Raw genomic sequence first — 18433 nt, forward strand, 5'->3', positions numbered from 1 at the left:
AAAGACAAAACCTATCTAGCCCTGATAGCAATGAAAATAAAAAAGTCCCGAGTGTTTCGGGACTTTTTTATTGTAATGGATAGCAGGAAAAGGGAAAACAAAAATTCCCAAGCTATTCGCTCCTACTACATTTTATTGAATAATTCGTAATACTCTCTTTCGATGCTTTCTTGGTGATTTGGATGTGCAATTCTTACCAATTCGGCAGCACGTTGTTTCAATGTTTTTCCGTATAAATCGGCTATTCCGTTTTCGGTAATTACATAGTGAATGTGTGCTCTTGTGGTTACAACACCAGCGCCTTGTTTTAAGAAAGGAACAATTCTGCTCAATCCTTTTTTGGTAGTTGATGGCAAGGCAATTATTGCTTTTCCACCCTCACTTAATGATGCTCCACGGATAAAATCCATTTGTCCTCCAACGCCAGAATACATTTGTGGCCCAATAGAATCGGCACAAACTTGCCCTGTCAAATCGACTTCGATAGCTGAATTTATAGCTACCATTTTTGGATTTTTTCTAATTCTTGCCGTATCATTTACCATTGAAGATTCTTTCATTTCGATAAATGGATTATCGTGAACGTAATCATACAAACGTTTTGAACCCATTAAGAAAGTTGCTAAAACTCTTCCGCGTAAAGTTCCTTTATAATTACAGTTGATTACATCACTTTCTATTAAATCGATTACACCATCAGAAAACATTTCGGTGTGTAAACCTAGATTTTTATGATTTGTCAATTTGCTTAAAGCAGCATTTGGAATAGAACCAATTCCCATTTGAAGCGTACTTTCGTCTTCAATTAAAGAAGCAATATAGCCTCCAATTTTTTCTTCTTCGTCAGTAAACGGAACAACATCGTGACCGTAAATTGGGGTATCAACCTCAACTAAATAATCAATTTCGGAAACGTGCATAATTCCGTCGCCAAAAGTTCTTGGCATTTGCGGATTTACTTGCGCTACAACAACTTTTGCGTTCTCAATTGCGGCAACGGTTGCTTCTACAGAAACACCGAGCGAACAATAACCATGTCTATCTGGAGGCGAAACGTGTATGAAAGCGACATCAAGTGGTAAAACATTTTTACGAAACAGATGAGGCAATTCACTCAAGAAAACGGGCGTATATGAACCATTTCCTGCTTTAAGAGTATGACGAACATTGGCTCCCATAAAAAACGAATTCACATGAAAACTGTCTCTTAATTCGGGGTTAGCATACCGAGCTTCTCCTTCTATATGAAGGTGACAGACCTCTACGTCTCTTAATTCTGAGGCTCTTTCGGTTAATGCGTTTGCTAATATAGTTGGTGCTGCTGCGGCAGCTTGAAGATAAACTCTATCTCCAGATTTTACGACTTTTACAGCTTCGGCTGCAGTAACATATTTACTCATACCTTTTTTAATTTTAAGCAAATATACGAGGTTTGATTAGTATGAAATATGATAAAACTCATTTCAAAATATGAATCTATAATTTATTAAATAAAAGTTAAAATTTCATAATCAATAGTATTACTATTATATTTGCACTTAACTTTGCTGTTATTAATACTAAACAATATTAATCATGAAAAAAATATTTTACATATTAGCGTTATTACTTGCATTGTCAAACTTATCTTTTGGTCAAAACAATGAAAAAGAAAAAGAATTTACAACACTAAATGATGCCTTAAAAAGTCCTGAAAAAGTTTTTCGTTTAAACCTTAGCAACCAAGATATTTCTATTTCAAGTGAGCAATGGTTACGATTTATAAATTTGGAATATTTAAATTTAAAGAACGATCATTTAAAAGAAATTCCAATTGCTATTACAAAAATTAAATCACTAAAAACGATTGACTTGAGCGGAAATGATTTTACAATTTTGCCAGAGGAGTTTTCAAATTTGACCAATTTGGAAGAAATCTATTTGAATGATGAAAAGAATATGAATCTTCCTAAAACGCTGTCAATTTTGGCAAAACTGCCTAAGTTAAAATCGTTACATCTTGAAAATGATAATTTATCGAAATTGCCAAGCGAAATTTTATTGTTTAAAAACTTAGAAAACTTGTACCTAAATCAAAATAATTTTAAAAAAATTCCTGAAATTCAATCATTAGATCATTTAAAATATCTTGATTTAAAAGACAACAACATCAAACCTGAATTACAGGATATGAAAAACCTAAACTTCGGATTTAAAATAAACTTCTAAAAATACAATCATGATAGATGCTTTAATACCTTTACTTTCCTTAATTGCATTAGAAGTAATTCTAGGAATAGACAACATCATTTTCATTTCGATACTTGCCGATAAACTTCCAGAAAGTCAGAGAAACAAACTCCGTTTTTGGGGAATTGGTTTAGCTATGGTAATGCGATTGGCTTTACTTGCTTTTATTTCATGGATACTAAAATTAGATAAAACGTTATTCTCACTTTTTGAAATTGACTTCACCGGAAAAGGATTAATTCTAATTTTAGGAGGATTATTTTTAATCTACAAAAGCACCAAAGAGATTTATCACAAAACAGAAATCGCAAATTCACACGAAGCCGAACTTCCAAAAAAAGGGAATTTTAGCAAGCTTTTGGGTGAAGTAATTCTGTTAGATTTAGTTTTTTCAATAGATTCAATTATCACTGCAGTTGGTATGGTAGACGAACTTTGGGTAATGTATACTGCTGTAATTGTAACCGTAATCATTATGTTATTTGCCTCTAAACCAATTAGTGGGTTTATCTCTAAACATCCATCTTTCAAAATATTAGCACTTTGTTTTTTAATGATGATTGGAGTTTCACTTATTGCAGAAGGCTTCCACTTTGAAATACCTAAGGGATACATCTATTTTTCAATGGCATTTGCCTTTTTAGTAGATGTAATCCAAATGAAAACGATTCCGAATACTACTAAAAAAGATTAATATCATGCAAAATATACTTTCAAATATCATCATTTCTGTCAACGACAAATTGTACGTAAAAAACCCTGAAACATCAGAATTGGGCAAAAAAATTATCGAACAAAGTATTCTACTAATTGACGAAATCGGATTTGAAAACTTTACTTTCAAAAAATTAGGTGAAAAAATAAGTTCCAACGAAAGTTCTATTTATCGTTATTTTGAGAGCAAACACAAACTAATGTTATATCTTTCCTCATGGTATTGGGGCTGGATAGAATACAAATTAGCATTTGCCACAACCAACGTTTCCAATCCGATGGAACGATTAAAAAAAGGCATTACCATTGTTACCGAAAAAGTAGAAGACGATTCAACAACGTTGCATATTAATGAATCTGTTTTAAATAAAATAATCATACAAGAATTCACTAAAACCTTACTTACCAAAGAAGTAGACGAAGAAAATAAAGAAGGTTTTTTTCTAGTTTACAAAAGAGTAATCAACCGAATTATTGAAATGATTAACGAAGTAAATCCGCAATATGCTTTTGCCAAAAGTTTAGCATCGTCTATTGTAGAAGGCGCATTGCACCAGCACTTTTTGAAAGATCATTTAAAAACGATTACTAATTGTAACGAAAACGTTTCTCCAACAGATTTTTATATTAATCTAATTGAAAACACATTAAGATAATCATGAATCAATCACCTTTACAACGTTATTTTAATTTACTAAAACTAGATAAGAGAGATATTTCTCAAATAGTTTTTTATGCTGTTTTTGCAGGATTAGTAAGTTTATCATTACCATTAGGAATTCAAGCTATTATAAACTTAATTCAAGCAGGACAAGTAAGTGTATCATGGGTTGTACTCGTGGTAATTGTGGTAATTGGTGTAGCTTTAGTTGGAATTTTGTCCTTAATGCAACTAAGAATTACCGAAAACTTACAGCAAAAGATATTTGTTCGTTCCTCTTTTGAATTCAGCTATCGTTTGCCTAAAATTAAATTTGAAGAACTCTACAACCAATATCCACCAGAATTAGCCAATAGATTTTTTGATACTATTTCGATTCAAAAAGGAACTTCAAAATTACTAATTGATTTTTCTACGGCACTTTTACAAATTCTATTCGGAATAATTCTGTTGTCTTTATATCATCCTTTCTTTATTTTTTTCGGAGTTTTACTACTTGTGTTGCTCTATTCTATATTTAAATTCTCGTACAATTCAGGACTTGCTTCAAGTTTGAAAGAATCAAAATACAAGTATAAAGTTGCGAGTTGGTTGCAAGAAATAGCTCGAAATAATTTCAGTTTTAGAAAACAAGACAACTTTGATTTTGCTTTAAACAAAAACAATATCCTAGTAGATGAATATTTAAATTATAGAGAAAAACATTTTAAAGTAATCAAAAGACAATTTTCACAACTTATTGTTTTCAAAGTAATTATAACAGCAGCTTTATTGTTAATTGGTGGTTATTTAGTTTTAAATCAAAAGATGAATATCGGTCAATTCGTAGCCGCAGAAATCATTATTTTGTTAGTAATCAACTCGGTTGAAAAATTAATTGTAGGATTAGAAAGTCTTTATGATGTGTTAACTTCGGTAGAAAAAATTGGTCAAATTGTAGATTTAAATATTGAAGAACCTCAATCTAAAAATCAAGATTATTGTTTTACCAATATCACTTTAGAAACTGAAAACCTTCGATTCAAATTTCCAGATTCTATGGATGATGTTCTAGATAAAATAAATTTAAAAATTGATCAAACAGAAAAAATTTACCTTGAAGGTGATAATGGCTCAGGAAAAACAACACTTTTGCGCATATTATCGGGTGCAATGCAACCAACTTCGGGTTCCTTTTTTATAAATGACGATACCTATCGCAAAATTGACTTAGCACAATACCGTTCGCAAATTGGAACTATAACGCAAGGCGAAACGCCATTTGAAGGAACTATTTTAGAAAACATTACTTTCAACAATCCATTAGTTCCGCATGAAGACATAAAATGGGCGATTGAAAGCGTAAAATTAGGAACGTTCATCAAAACATTACCAAACGGATTAGACACTAAAATATTCCCAGACGGACGACAGTTATCGTCTTCCAATGCACAGAAAATTCTATTAGCTCGAAGCATTGTGGGTAAACCTAAAATCCTTTTCTTTGAAGATCCTTTAGACAAAATGGATGCAGAAGCAACCAAAGAAATCATCGATTTTATTACAGATGCCAAAAACAAATGGACCGTAATTGTCTCTTCTAAAAATGAGTATTGGAAACAAAGATGCTCAAGAAGAATCAAAATGAAAGACGGAAAAATAATTGCTGACACAAAACAATAATTGCCATGCTGAATATTTCTAAAAAAAATCCGATAACCGAAAAAATTGATCAATACAGTACTATAAGAAGTCTTGCCAACAGACCTCATTACAAGATATTGAACAAAATAATCCTATATGTTTCCTTACTTGGAGTTGTAATTTTATTCCTTCCTTGGACGCAAAATATCTCAGGTTCAGGTGCTGTTACTACATTAAAACCAAATCAACGACCACAAACTATTCAATCAGCAATTGCAGGACGAATAGAAAAATGGTACGTTCAAGAAGGTGATTTTGTAAAAAAAGGTGATACTATTTTGTTCATTTCCGAAATTAAAGAAGATTATTTCGATCCAAACTTAGTTCAAAATACCAAAAGCCAAGTGGATGCTAAAAAAATGGCAGGACAATCTTATGGTGGAAAAGTAACTTCCCTTTCTGCTCAAATCAATGCCATTGAAAACGAACGCGTTTTAAAATTACAACAAGCTCAAAATAAAATTCGTCAAGGAATTTTAAAAGTAAAAAGCGATAGTATGGATTTGGAAGCTGTAAAAACCCAAATAAAAATCGCCAACACACAATTCAATCGTTCAGTAACATTAAACAAAGAAGGTCTAAAACCTTTAACTGATGTCGAAGAAAAAAGATTGAAATTACAAGAAGTAGAAGCTAAAATCATTACACAAGAAAACAAACTTTTAGCAAGTAAAAACGAATTGATAAACGCCAAAGTTGAAATTAACCGAATCAGTGCCGAATATGCAGAGAAATCCTCAAAAGCACAAAGTGATCAATTCACGGCTTTGAGTAGCCAATATGATACCGAAGCACAAGTAAATAAACTTGAAAATCAAGTGGTAAATTACCAAATTCGAAACGGAATGTACTACATAAAAGCACCGCAAGATGGTTATGTAAACCGTGCCATTCAATCGGGAATTGGTGAAACTATTAAGGAAGGAACTCAAATTGTGAGCATCATGCCTTCAAAATACGACATCGCAGTAGAAACTTATGTTTCACCAACTGATTTACCTTTAATTCACAAAGGCGAAAAAGTCAGAATTTGGTTCGATGGTTGGCCAACAATAGTATTTTCAGGTTGGCCTAACATGAGTTACGGAACCTTTGGAGGAAAAATTGTAGCCATAGAAAACTTCATTTCTCCCAACGGAAAATTCCGAGTTTTAATCGCACCAGATGAAAAAGAAGATGCTTGGCCAAAACAAGTTAGCATTGGTTCAGGTGCGCAAACACTGGCTTTGCTAGACAATGTACCTATTTGGTTTGAATTATGGCGAACATTAAATGGTTTTCCACCTAATTATTACAAACCAAAAGGCGAAACATCAAAAGAGAAAAAGTAATGAAACAAGTTCAAATTATAGTCTTTCTGTTTTTCTGTAGCTTTGTTTTTGGTCAAGAAAAAAACCTTCAAGAACTCACCTACAATGAGTATTTGGGCTATGTAAAAAAATACCATCCCATGGTAAAAAGTGCCAACCTTGAAGTCAATAGCGCTCAAGCTAATTTAATGATGGCACGTGGTGGATTTGATCCAAAAATTAAAGTAGATTTCGATAAAAAACAATTTAAAGACACCGAATATTATTCGCTTTTAAACAGCAGTTTCAAGATTCCAACATGGTATGGTATTGAAGTAAAAGCAGGCTTTGACAATAGCGAAGGTGTTTATTTAAATCCGCAAAATACACTTCCTAATCAAGGATTGACTTCGCTTGGAATCACAGTTCCATTAGGACAAGGATTATTGATAAACCAACGAATGGCCGATTTACGAAAAGCAAAAATCCAAATCCAATTAAGTCAAGCCGAACGAAAGTTACAAGCCATCGAGGTTTTATACAACGCATCAGTCGCCTATTTTAATTGGAAACGAAATTACAGCGAAGTACAACTTTATACAGAATATTTGCAAAATGCAGAAATACGCTTCAAAGGTGTTTCGAGTTTAATAAAAAACGGCGACAAACCAGCAATAGACAGTGTTGAAGCCGGAATTATTGTAAGAAATAGAAAACTAAGTCTTGAAGATTCGCAGTTGAAATTGGCAAAAGCCAAACTAGAATTGTCCAACTTCTTATGGCTTGAAAACAATGTTCCTTTGGAATTACAAGACACCATAATTCCAGAGATAAAACTTGAAAACACAATCAAAGAAACTTTAAAAACAAACGAACTTTTAGTTGAAACTATTTCGATAGAAAACCATCCAAAAATCAATTCACTTCAAAGTAAATTGGATATTCTAGAAGTAGAACGCAAACTAAAAGCCAACAGTTTGTTACCAAAAATAGATTTGGGTTATCACTATTTATCAGAACCGAATTATTGGAATGATACAAATTTTAACAATTATAAAGTCGGTATGAATTTTAGTTTTCCGTTATTTCTAAGAAAAGAACGCGGCGGATTACAATTGGCGAAATTCAAAATTCAAGACACCAAATATTCACTTGATTTAGAACGCGTTCAACTTAAAAACAAAATCAACGCACAACAAACCGAAATCAATTCGTTAGAAAGACAACGTAAATTAATAAGTGATTTGGTCAAAGATTACAATACGATGTTGACTTCAGAAGAGCGTTTATTCTCTTTTGGAGAAAGTTCAATTTTCTTAATCAACTCGAGAGAAAACAACTTAGTAAGCTCACAATTATCAGAATTAAGTTTAGAAAACCGTTATTTAATTTCGAATGCCGAATTGTTTAAGATTATGGCTAATCCAGATTGATAAATGTTTATTTTAATTTCCATAAATCATTTTTGAATTTGAAATTGTTATTGCAATTGAATTTGAAATTGTTATTGCAATTGAATTTGTTACTTTTGCATCAAGAAATTTAGAAAAATGATTATCCCAAAAACAAGAGAAGAAATTGAATTAATGCGTGAAAGTGCTTTAATCGTTTCTAGAACATTAGGTGAAGTTGCAAAAATCATCAAACCTGGTGTAACAACATTACAATTAGACAAAATTGCAGAAGAATTCATTAGAGATAATGGTGCTATACCAGGATTTCTAGGATTATATGGCTTTCCAAATACGTTGTGTGTAAGTCCAAATGCACAAGTTGTTCATGGAGTTCCAAACAATAAACCACTTGAAGAAGGCGATGTTATATCGGTAGATTGTGGTGCTTTAAAAAATGGATTTTATGGCGATCACGCTTATAGTTTTGAAATTGGAGAAGTTGCTCCAGAAGTCAAAAAACTTTTAAAGGTTACCAAAGAAAGTCTTTATGTTGGTATAAAAGAATTTAGAGCTGGTAATCGTGTTGAAGATGTTGGAAGTGCCATTCAGAAATATTGCGAAAGTCATGGTTATGGTGTTGTTCGCGAATTGGTTGGTCACGGTTTGGGAACCAAAATGCACGAAGATCCCGAAATGCCAAATTATGGTAAAAAAGGTCGCGGAAAATTATTCGTAGAAGGTATGGTTGTTGCTATTGAACCAATGATTAACATGGGAACAAAAAACGTAAAACAACTAAAAGACGGTTGGACAATTCTAACAGCCGACGGAAAACCAAGTGCTCATTTTGAACACGACGTTGCTTTAATCAATGGAAAGCCTGAAATTTTATCAACTTTCAAATATGTTTATGAAGCTTTGGGAATTGTGAGTAATGAAGAAGATGAGTTTCGTTCCATAAAACTATAGATTTCCACACGAATTTCACCAATTTACACGAATTATTATTACGCATAAATTTCACTAATTTATACGTGAAAAACATAAAACTATAAGCCGAAAATGACATTAATCAATATACGCCATGAATGAAATTTATTTAAAAGAAGAAGTTTTTAAAATTGTTGGTTTATGTATGGAAGTACATAAAATTTTAGGAAAAGGGCACAGTGAAGTTGTATACAAAGATGCTTTAGAATATGAGTTTAGAATAAACAACATTCCATTTGAAAGAGAAAAAGAATACAAAATTCATTATAAAGATATTATTCTACCAAGAAAATACAATGCAGATTTTGTTGTTTACGAAGAAATAATTTTTGAAGTAAAAGCAATATCTAATTTGACTATTAGCGACACAAAACAAACATTAAATTATTTAGCATCATCCAAAAACAAATTAGGCTTCTTAGTAAATTTTGGAGAAGACAGCTTAAAATATAAACGAATTATTTTATAGATTAAATTCCATAAACGAAGTTTAAAAATTCGTGAAATAATTAGTTCAATCTAATTCGTGTAAATTAGTGAAATTCGTGTAAAATTTTCATTAATATATGGTATCCATATAAAACAAAAAACTTCCTGAAATTCAGGAAGTTTTTTTTATGAATAAGTTTCAAAAATTATTGCGCTTTTAACTCAGTTGCTTTTGGCTCTTCTTTTTTAGTTTCGTCTGGTAAAACGTTTCCTTTGATAGTCAATACTTTTGTAGCAGCACCTTCAGCATTACTTGTAATAGTAACCGATTTTTGGAAACTACCAACTCTATCAGTAGCGTATTTTACACCAATAACCGCTTTAGCTCCTGGAGCAATTGGTTCTTTTGGATAAGTTGGAACAGTACAACCACATGAACCTTGAGCATTTGTAATAATAAGTGGTTTGTCACCATTGTTAGTCAATACAAATTCTCTTTTTCCATCAGCATTGTGAGCAATTGTTCCATAATCAACAGTTTCTGATTCAAAAACCATTCCTGCACCAGTTACTTTAGCAACTTCTTTTTTTGCTTCAGCAATAGCTGCACCTTTAGTAGTTGTAATTGTTTTAGTAGTTTTAGCTTTAGCTTTTTTTGCTACAGCTTTTGTTTGCGCAGAAGCAGTCGTTAATCCGAATGCTGCTAATACAGTAATTAAAAGTATTTTTTTCATTTTTCTAAAAAGTTTTAAAGTTTAATGAAGCAAATTTATACAAAAAACTTGCCAACACTCACAATGAAGTTTAAATTTTTATTAAATGAAATGTTAATGCTAAATTTTAAATATAAATAATTAAATTCGTCAACTCAATTTAAAATCAAAATTCCCTTGTCATCAAAAGAAAAATCGGTAAAAGAAACTCCTTTAATGAAACAATACAACGAGATTAAAAGGAAATATCCTGATGCTTGTTTGTTGTTTAGAGTAGGTGATTTTTATGAAACTTTTGGAGAAGACGCCGTTCGAGCGTCAAAAATTTTAGGAATTGTACTTACCAAACGCGGTGCTGGTTCTGAAACCGAAACCGCTTTGGCAGGATTTCCGCATCATTCTTTAAATACCTATTTGCCTAAATTAGTAAAGGCAGGTCTTCGAGTGGCTATTTGCGACCAATTAGAAGACCCGAAAATGACCAAAACAATTGTAAAACGAGGCGTTACCGAATTGGTTACACCAGGAGTTTCGATGAATGATGAAGTGTTACAATCCAAATCGAATAACTTTTTAGCTTCGATTTATTTTGCCAAAAAAAATATCGGCATTGCTTTTTTAGATGTTTCAACAGGTGAATTCTTAACAGCTCAAGGAAACGAAGAATACATTGACAAACTATTACAAAATTTTCAACCAAGTGAAGTTTTAATTCCGAAACAAAATAAAGGTGATTTCAAAGAAAATTTTGGCGATGATTACCACAGTTTTTATCTCGAAGATTGGATTTACAAAGAAGATTACGCCTTTGAAACTTTAACCAATCATTTTCAAACCAATTCACTAAAAGGTTTTGGAATTGAAGAATTAGCCGATGGCATTATCGCTTCAGGTGCGATCTTGTATTATTTATCAGAAACGCAACACAATAAAATTCAGCATATTACCAATATTTCGCGTATTGCAGAAGATGCCTACGTTTGGATGGATCGCTTTACCATCAGAAATTTAGAATTATACCATAGTTACAATCCAAATGCGGTTACCTTACTAGATGTAATCGATAAAACGCTTTCGCCAATGGGCGGACGACTGCTAAAACGTTGGTTGGCTTTACCATTAAAAGACCTCAACAAAATAAGAAGTCGTCACGAAGTTGTTTCTTTTTTGAAAGAAAACAAAGAAGTACTGTCGAAAATTCAACTTCAAATCAAACAAATTTCTGACTTAGAACGTTTGATTTCCAAAATTGCCACCGGAAAAGTTTCGCCACGTGAGGTTGTTCATTTAAAAGAATCGCTTGATGCTATTATTCCAATAAAATCATTGGCTTTAGAGAGCAAAAACGAAGCTTTAAAGATTATTGGTGATAGTTTGCATAGTTGTGATTTGCTACGAGAAAAAATCAAATCAACTCTAAATCAAGAAGCTCCAGTTGCTGTTGCAAAAGGAAATGCAGTCGCAAAAGGCGTAAACGCTGAACTTGACGAATTAAGAGCTATTTCAACATCGGGCAAAGAATTTTTAGAAGGAATTGAAAAAAGAGAATCTGAGAAAACAGGAATTTCCTCTTTAAAAATTTCATTCAATAACGTTTTTGGTTATTATATTGAAGTTAGAAATACGCACAAAGACAAAGTTCCAGAAGAATGGATTCGTAAACAAACTTTGGTGAATGCCGAAAGATACATTACCGAAGAATTAAAAGAATATGAAACCAAAATTCTGGGTGCCGAAGAAAAAATATACAAACTCGAATCTGAAATTTTCGATCAATTAGTAGCTTGGATTGCAACTTATATAAAACCAGTTCAACTCAATGCCAATTTGGTTGCGCAGTTGGATTGCTTGACTTCGTTTACACAATTAGCCATAGAAAACAAATATGTTTGCCCGTCGCTAGATGAATCATACGAATTAGACATAAAAAATGGTCGTCATCCAGTAATTGAAAAACAATTGCCGGTTGGAACACCTTATATTGCAAATGATGTTTTTTTAGATAGAGAAACACAACAATTAATCATGATTACTGGACCAAACATGTCGGGTAAATCAGCCATTTTACGTCAAACAGCTTTGATAGTTTTGTTGGCACAAATGGGAAGTTTTGTTCCTGCTGATAGTTTGCAAATGGGCGTTATCGATAAGATTTTCACACGTGTTGGAGCAAGCGATAACATTTCGATGGGCGAATCAACCTTTATGGTCGAGATGAACGAAACAGCTTCGATTTTGAATAATATTTCCGATAGAAGTTTGGTTTTATTAGACGAAATAGGTCGCGGAACAAGTACTTATGATGGAATTTCGATAGCATGGGCAATTGCCGACTATTTACACGAACATCCATCAAAACCTAAAACGCTTTTTGCAACTCACTACCACGAGCTAAACGAAATGTCTGAATCGTTGTCCCGAATTCAGAATTACAATGTATCGGTCAAAGAACTGAAAGACACTGTTTTATTTGTTAGAAAATTAGTAAAAGGCGGAAGTGCTCATAGTTTTGGTATTCATGTTGCCAAAATGGCTGGAATGCCACAAACAGTAATTTTGAAAGCACAAAAATTATTAAAAAAGCTAGAAAAAGACCATTCAAATGATGCTTTAAACGGAATAAAAGCTGAAAAGGAAGAAATGCAAATGAGCTTTTTTAATCTTGATGATCCTTTGTTGGAAGAAATAAAAGAAGAGATTTTAAACCTCGATATTAATACACTAACACCTATTGAAGCGATGATGAAACTCAACGAAATCAAAAGAATGTTGGGTAAAAAATAAAAAAGCAATTTTTAAAGTTCAAGCAATCAAATCATTAGTAAATTATAAAGTTTTTTTAATCAAAACCCTTGTGTAATTAAATTAATGTTATAAATTTGCATCCGCAATACAGTTAAGTATTGAAGTTCTTACACAGACAATCACGCGAAAATAGCTCAGTTGGTAGAGCGCGACCTTGCCAAGGTCGAGGTCGCGGGTTCGAGCCCCGTTTTTCGCTCAAAACCATATTCTGCTGATAATTTTAATAATTAAAAGCAAATTATCAGATTGAAAAGTTATTTGATGTAATCATCAAACATCTATTCAAAAAGAAAAATGCTCGGATGGTGTTCTCTTTACTTAATTTTTTCTAAAAATTAGCTAAAAAAACATTTAAAAGCAAAATGCTCGGATGGTGAAATTGGTAGACACGCTGGACTTAAAATCCAGTGAACAGCAATGTTCGTGCGGGTTCAAGTCCCGCTCTGAGTACAAAAAAGCTTCAAAGAAATTTGAAGCTTTTTTTATTTATTCAAACTTGGAATTTGGAATTTAATTTTTTGGAATTTTAAAAACTTATGGGCGCATTTGTTATAAGCAAACGTTTTGACGATAGATATAAATATGAATTCACTTCAAGAAAAGGGAAAACTATTTTTAGTAGTATTCCGTATGAATTGAAGTTTGAATGCATTGAAGATATTGAGCACATTAAGCAAAATCTAGCAAATTGCGTGTTTGAAAAATCAAAATCGCCTGGCGGAAAGTTTTTTTTCAAAATGACTTTAAACGAACGTTTTCTTGCTATAAGCCGAAAATATACCACCGAATTACGTCTTCAAAAAGGAATTGACGAAATTGTAAAATACGGAGCCAATTCAGAAATCCTCGATTTTACGAGTTCTGAAAACATTTTTGCAGATTAAATTCTTACTATCAAATTTAGATAGTATTTTTGAGCAGATTTTTTCAATACAACATTACATGAAAAAAATATTCAAATTTATCTTAAACACCATTCCAAGACCTTTACTAATTAGGTTGAGTTATGTAGCTAGACCTATTTTAGCTTTTCTTTTAAAAGGAACTAAATTTACTGACCCAATTGACGGAAGAAGTTTCAGAATGTTTTTACCTTATGGTTACGGAAACCAGCGAAACAATGTTTTATCGCCAAGCACACTTTCACTTGAAAGACATCGGCTTTTATGGTTGTATTTAAAAAACGAAACTGATTTTTTTACAGCTCCAAAAAAAGTATTGCATTTTGCACCTGAACAAGCTTTTTACCAACTTTTTAGAAATCAAAAAAACTTAGCTTACACAACTACCGATTTATTTTCACCATTGGCTGATGTGAAAGCTGATATTTGCAACTTGCCTTTTGAGGACAATTCATACGACATTATTCTGTGTAACCACGTTTTAGAACATATTCCAGACGACACCAAGGCAATGCAAGAGTTATATAGAGTATTAAAACCTGGCGGAATGGGTATTTTTCAGATTCCGCAAGATTTGTCTCGTGCGACAACTTTTTCAGATGATTCTATTGTGGACCAAAAAGAAAGAGCTAAAATTTTCGGGCAATATGATCATGTGAGAGTTTATGGCAGAGATTATTTTGATAAATTACGTTCAATAGGTTTCAACGTAATTGAGGAAGATTACACCACAAAAATTTCACCTGAATTGGTTGAGAAATATTGTTTAGCAAAAGGCGAAATTATTCCTGTTTGTTATAAATAAGAGCTCTTTCGTTTAATCAATTGTACCTAAAGCATTAAGTTTACCTTAAAACTTAATTCCTTAACTTTCTTAATCGTTTATAATATTTGTACTAATTTCTATCAGATTTAATCCTTTGGTATAATATTAGATAAGAATATTTGTTATATTTACATTCCTAAAGAATTGATTATGCTTAAAAAATGGTTCATACTTAGCGTTTTTCTTATTTCAAATTTTGTAGCTTTTTCTCAAGTTCAAAAAGAAATTGCAGCACCCTATCATATAAAAACAATTACTTTTGTTCAAAATGGACAAAATACAATCCCAATATACCGTCTTGGCGATTCTTTTCAATTACAATTTGATGATCTATATGGCAATGAAGCCAATTATTATTATCAAATCACTCATTGCAACTATGATTGGAAACAGTCCGATTTGGCACAAGCAGAATACATTGCTGGCTTCGATAATCAGCGCATTCAAGATTACGTCAACTCATTTAATACCTTACAACTCTATTCGCATTACCGTCTTTCATTTCCTAACCAGTTTACAAGATTTTTAGTTACTGGAAACTATATGTTATCGATTTTAAATGAAGATAGAGAAGTTGTTTTCTCTAGAAAATTTATTTTATACCAAGACCAAGTTCAAGTCCCATTACAAATAAAAAGAGCACGAGAAGTTAAAGATGTCGAATACAAACACAACTTAGATTTTGCCATAAAATCAAAAGATATGATTTTCCAAAGTCCGCTCACTAATGTAAAAGTTATGCTAATACAAAATGGACAGCTAAACAATGCTATAACCAATATAAAACCAATGTACACTGTTGGCAATGACTTAATTTATAAATACGACAAAGAAACACAATTTTGGGCAGGAAATGAGTATTTATTTTTTGAAAATAAAGATGTTAGAGCGGCAGGAAATAACGTAGCAAAAATTGATTCAAATGGAGGAGTTTATAACACTTATTTATTCCCCAATTATGCTAGAGCAAAAAACCCATATACCTTTTTCCCAGATGCAAATGGAAATTTTATTATTAGAAACATAAATGCAGAACAAAACGAAGTCGAATCCGATTATACATGGGTTTTCTTTTCTCTTTCCGCTCCATCCTATTATGGGAAAGATTCAATATATATTACAGGTCTGTTTAACAATTATGACCTTACAGACGAATATAAAATGGATTATAATCGTGAAAAAGGTATTTATGAAAAAGCCCTTATGCTCAAACAAGGATTCTATAATTACAAATACACTATTGCCGATAAATCTGGAAAAATTGATGGTGAAAATGCTATTGATGGTAATTTTTACCAAACAGAAGATAACTATTTTGTCATGGTATATTACCGCGAAAACAATCAACGTTATGACAAAGTCATCGGAAAAGGCATCGCAACTTCAACTGATATAACAAATTAGCAATAATTTAACGGTAAAACCATTTTGAGATTTTATAAATTTTGTAACTTTACAAAAAGTTTCAATATGGTTACCCAAATAACAAGAGGCATAAAAATATCTGTTTTGACGAGTTTTGAAGGTACATACTTCAAAAATCACAAACTGCATTTTGCCTTTTCGTACGAAATAACCATTGAAAATCATAGCAAAGATTCCGTTCAACTAACTTCACGCCATTGGGAAATATTAGATTCGCTAAACGAAATCGAAATTGTAGATGGCGAAGGCGTAATTGGCAAAAAACCCGTTTTAAAACCTGGCGAATTACACACATACAGTTCAGGTTGCCTTCTTTCATCACCGCATGGTTCTATGCAAGGTTATTTCAACATGATTAACTTTACAACTACAAAATCATTTAAAGTAATTGTGCCAACATTCAAATTGAATGCACCTTTTGCGTTAAACTAATTTTTTGAAGCAATCTCCAGCTATACATTGCAATATTTATAGAACAATTCTTTTTTTGTAAGCCCTAAAAAGAGCTTCTATGGTCGCTTTTTTAGCGCAACAAAAAAATAGAATTCTTTCTATAAATGATTTTCATTACTATCTGGGCTAACCTTATCGGTAAGCTAAATTGACTACAGAAAGTTTTGTAACACTTGTTATCAAAAGTTCAAAAAAACCTTTGTACTTTTGTTACAAATTAAATAATTCGCATTTTATACTAAGTCTATCATCTAAAAGTCTAACAATCTAACAGTCTATATCATGCCAAAAGGTTTCTTTAACGTACCCAAAGCGGTCAACGAGCCAGTAAAATCGTATGCTCCTAATTCACCAGAAAAAGCAGGCGTTCTTGCTGCTTATAAAAAAATGTGGAACGAAACAATCGATGTGCCAATGTACATTGGTTCTGAGCAAATAAAAACGGGAAATACACGCACCATGTCGGCTCCACACGATCATAAACACATAGTTGGAACGTACCATTTAGCCGAAAAATCTCATGTTGAAAAAGCAATTGCATCAGCTTTAGAAGCCAGAAAAAAATGGGCAAACATGCCATGGGAACATCGCGCTGCCATTTTTCTAAAAGCAGCCGAATTAATTGCTGGTCCATACCGTGCTAGAATTAACGCAGCAACCATGATTGCTCAATCGAAAACTATTTTTCAAGCAGAAATTGACGCATCATGCGAATTGATTGACTTCTTACGTTACAACGTGGAGTTCATGACGCAAATTTACCAAGACCAACCAGCATCAAACTCAGATGTTTGGAACAAAGTTGAGTATCGTCCACTTGAAGGATTTGTATATGCTATTACACCTTTTAACTTCACAGCTATTGCAGCTAATCTTCCAGCGAGTGCAGCTTTGATGGGAAATACAGTGGTTTGGAAACCTAGTGATAGTCAAGTTTTTTCTGCAAAAATCATAATTGATGTTTTCAGAGAAGCTGGTGTTCCAGATGGTGTTATCAACGTAGTTTTCGGTGATCCTGTCATGATTACTGATACTGTTTTAGCAAGTCCAGATTTTGCTGGAGTTCATTATACAGGTTCAACATTCGTTTTCAAAGAAATTTGGAAAAAAATTGGAACTCAAATTCATTCTTATAAAACATACCCAAGAATAGTTGGTGAAACAGGTGGAAAAGATTTTGTTGTAGCACATCCTTCAGCGAATGTAAAACAAGTAGTTACCGGAATTACTCGTGGTGCATTTGAATTTCAAGGACAAAAATGTTCGGCAGCATCAAGAGCTTATATTCCACAAAGTTTATGGTCAGCTGTAAAAGAACAATTAATCATTGATGTAAATTCAATGAAAATGGGAAGTCCAGAAGATTTTTCAAACTTCATTACAGCAGTAATTCACGAAGGATCATTTGACAAATTAGCAAGTTATATTGACCAAGCTAAAAAAGATGCTGATGCCGAAATTATCCTTGGTGGAAACTATGATAAATCAAAAGGATATTTCATTGAACCAACTGTTATTGTTACCACAAATCCAAAATATACCACAATGGAAACGGAGCTTTTTGGTCCAGTTATCACTATCTATGTTTATGAAGATACCAAGTGGAACGAAACATTAAAACTAGTTGATGAAACTTCAGAATATGCCTTAACTGGAGCTATTTTCAGTCAAGATAGATATGCTACAATTGAAGCTACAAAAGCTTTAGAAAACGCAGCAGGAAATTTCTATATCAATGACAAACCAACTGGTGCTGTTGTAGGAATGCAACCTTTTGGTGGAGCAAGAGCTTCTGGAACCAACGATAAAGCAGGTTCTATGCAAAATTTATTGCGTTGGGTTTCTCCAAGAACTATTAAAGAAACATTTGTAACACCTGAAGATTATAGATATCCATTTTTAGGAGAATAATTTTAAGGT

General features: G+C 32.5%; 16 protein-coding genes and 2 tRNA genes. 16 read left to right on the top strand and 2 right to left on the bottom strand.

All coding sequences use genetic code 11. The annotated features are described in order from the left end of the window. Positions 1 to 125 precede the first annotated feature (125 nt). The gene (locus tag O9267_RS11540) at positions 126 to 1400 is read right to left on the bottom strand and encodes an acetyl-CoA hydrolase/transferase C-terminal domain-containing protein (RefSeq protein ID WP_298179609.1); all 1275 of its coding nucleotides are present in this window, start codon (positions 1398 to 1400) and stop codon (positions 126 to 128) included. 175 nt (positions 1401 to 1575) lie between these two features. Between O9267_RS11540 and O9267_RS11545 the strand changes: the two genes are divergently transcribed. The 8 genes from O9267_RS11545 (at position 1576) to O9267_RS11580 (ending at position 9429) form a co-directional block, all read left to right on the top strand. Continuing rightward, positions 1576 to 2208: a leucine-rich repeat domain-containing protein gene (locus tag O9267_RS11545; protein WP_298179611.1), complete on the top strand. Its 633-nt coding sequence runs from the start codon at positions 1576 to 1578 to the stop codon at positions 2206 to 2208. A 10-nt stretch (positions 2209 to 2218) separates the two neighbouring features. Next, complete coding sequence (locus O9267_RS11550; protein WP_298179613.1) at positions 2219 to 2923, top strand: TerC family protein; 705 nt, start codon at positions 2219 to 2221, stop codon at positions 2921 to 2923. A gap of 4 nt (positions 2924 to 2927) precedes the next feature. Further along, positions 2928 to 3599, top strand: coding sequence for a TetR/AcrR family transcriptional regulator (locus O9267_RS11555; protein WP_298179615.1), 672 nt, complete (start codon positions 2928 to 2930; stop codon positions 3597 to 3599). Positions 3600 to 3601: 2 nt separating this feature from the next. After that, the gene (locus tag O9267_RS11560) at positions 3602 to 5266 is read left to right on the top strand and encodes an ATP-binding cassette domain-containing protein (protein ID WP_298179618.1); all 1665 of its coding nucleotides are present in this window, start codon (positions 3602 to 3604) and stop codon (positions 5264 to 5266) included. Positions 5267 to 5271: 5 nt separating this feature from the next. Next, the gene (locus tag O9267_RS11565; RefSeq protein ID WP_298179620.1) at positions 5272 to 6618 is read left to right on the top strand and encodes an HlyD family efflux transporter periplasmic adaptor subunit; all 1347 of its coding nucleotides are present in this window, start codon (positions 5272 to 5274) and stop codon (positions 6616 to 6618) included. Continuing rightward, the gene (locus tag O9267_RS11570) at positions 6618 to 8009 is read left to right on the top strand and encodes a TolC family protein (protein ID WP_298179622.1); all 1392 of its coding nucleotides are present in this window, start codon (positions 6618 to 6620) and stop codon (positions 8007 to 8009) included. Before O9267_RS11565 ends, O9267_RS11570 begins: the two co-directional genes overlap by 1 nt. A gap of 117 nt (positions 8010 to 8126) precedes the next feature. Further along, positions 8127 to 8939, top strand: coding sequence for a type I methionyl aminopeptidase (map, locus tag O9267_RS11575; RefSeq protein ID WP_298179624.1), 813 nt, complete (start codon positions 8127 to 8129; stop codon positions 8937 to 8939). A gap of 115 nt (positions 8940 to 9054) precedes the next feature. Then, complete coding sequence (locus tag O9267_RS11580) at positions 9055 to 9429, top strand: GxxExxY protein (RefSeq protein WP_298179627.1); 375 nt, start codon at positions 9055 to 9057, stop codon at positions 9427 to 9429. Between the two features lie 166 nt (positions 9430 to 9595). On the opposite strand, the gene O9267_RS11585 is transcribed toward O9267_RS11580, so the two are convergent. Then, on the bottom strand, positions 9596 to 10123 hold the full coding sequence (locus tag O9267_RS11585; protein ID WP_298179629.1) for a DUF1573 domain-containing protein: 528 nt from the start codon (positions 10121 to 10123) through the stop codon (positions 9596 to 9598). A gap of 156 nt (positions 10124 to 10279) precedes the next feature. On the opposite strand from O9267_RS11585, the gene mutS reads away from it, so the two are divergent. The 8 genes from mutS (at position 10280) to pruA (ending at position 18424) form a co-directional block, all read left to right on the top strand. Then, a complete protein-coding gene (gene mutS / locus O9267_RS11590; protein WP_298179631.1) occupies positions 10280 to 12886 on the top strand; it encodes a DNA mismatch repair protein MutS in 2607 nt (868 codons plus the stop codon). Between the two features lie 144 nt (positions 12887 to 13030). Next, a tRNA-Gly gene (locus tag O9267_RS11595) sits at positions 13031 to 13103 on the top strand. A 168-nt stretch (positions 13104 to 13271) separates the two neighbouring features. Beyond that, positions 13272 to 13357, top strand: a tRNA-Leu gene (locus O9267_RS11600). Positions 13358 to 13443: 86 nt separating this feature from the next. Then, positions 13444 to 13791 (top strand): DUF1508 domain-containing protein, encoded by a 348-nt coding sequence (locus O9267_RS11605; RefSeq protein ID WP_298179633.1) that lies wholly within the window; start codon positions 13444 to 13446, stop codon positions 13789 to 13791. Between the two features lie 58 nt (positions 13792 to 13849). After that, positions 13850 to 14614, top strand: a complete 765-nt coding sequence (locus O9267_RS11610) for a class I SAM-dependent methyltransferase (RefSeq protein WP_298179636.1) — start codon at positions 13850 to 13852, stop codon at positions 14612 to 14614. 171 nt (positions 14615 to 14785) lie between these two features. Beyond that, complete coding sequence (locus O9267_RS11615; RefSeq protein ID WP_298179639.1) at positions 14786 to 16039, top strand: type IX secretion system plug protein domain-containing protein; 1254 nt, start codon at positions 14786 to 14788, stop codon at positions 16037 to 16039. A 66-nt stretch (positions 16040 to 16105) separates the two neighbouring features. Continuing rightward, entirely contained in the window at positions 16106 to 16492 is a 387-nt protein-coding gene (gene apaG / locus O9267_RS11620) for a Co2+/Mg2+ efflux protein ApaG (protein ID WP_298179642.1), read from the top strand. Positions 16493 to 16795: 303 nt separating this feature from the next. Beyond that, positions 16796 to 18424 carry an L-glutamate gamma-semialdehyde dehydrogenase gene (pruA, locus tag O9267_RS11625; RefSeq protein ID WP_298179644.1) on the top strand — a complete coding sequence of 543 codons (1629 nt, stop codon included), beginning with the start codon at positions 16796 to 16798 and terminating at the stop codon, positions 18422 to 18424. The last annotated feature ends 9 nt before the right edge of the window (positions 18425 to 18433 follow it).

The organism is Flavobacterium sp. (assembly GCF_027531705.1).
GTDB lineage: Bacteria > Bacteroidota > Bacteroidia > Flavobacteriales > Flavobacteriaceae > Flavobacterium.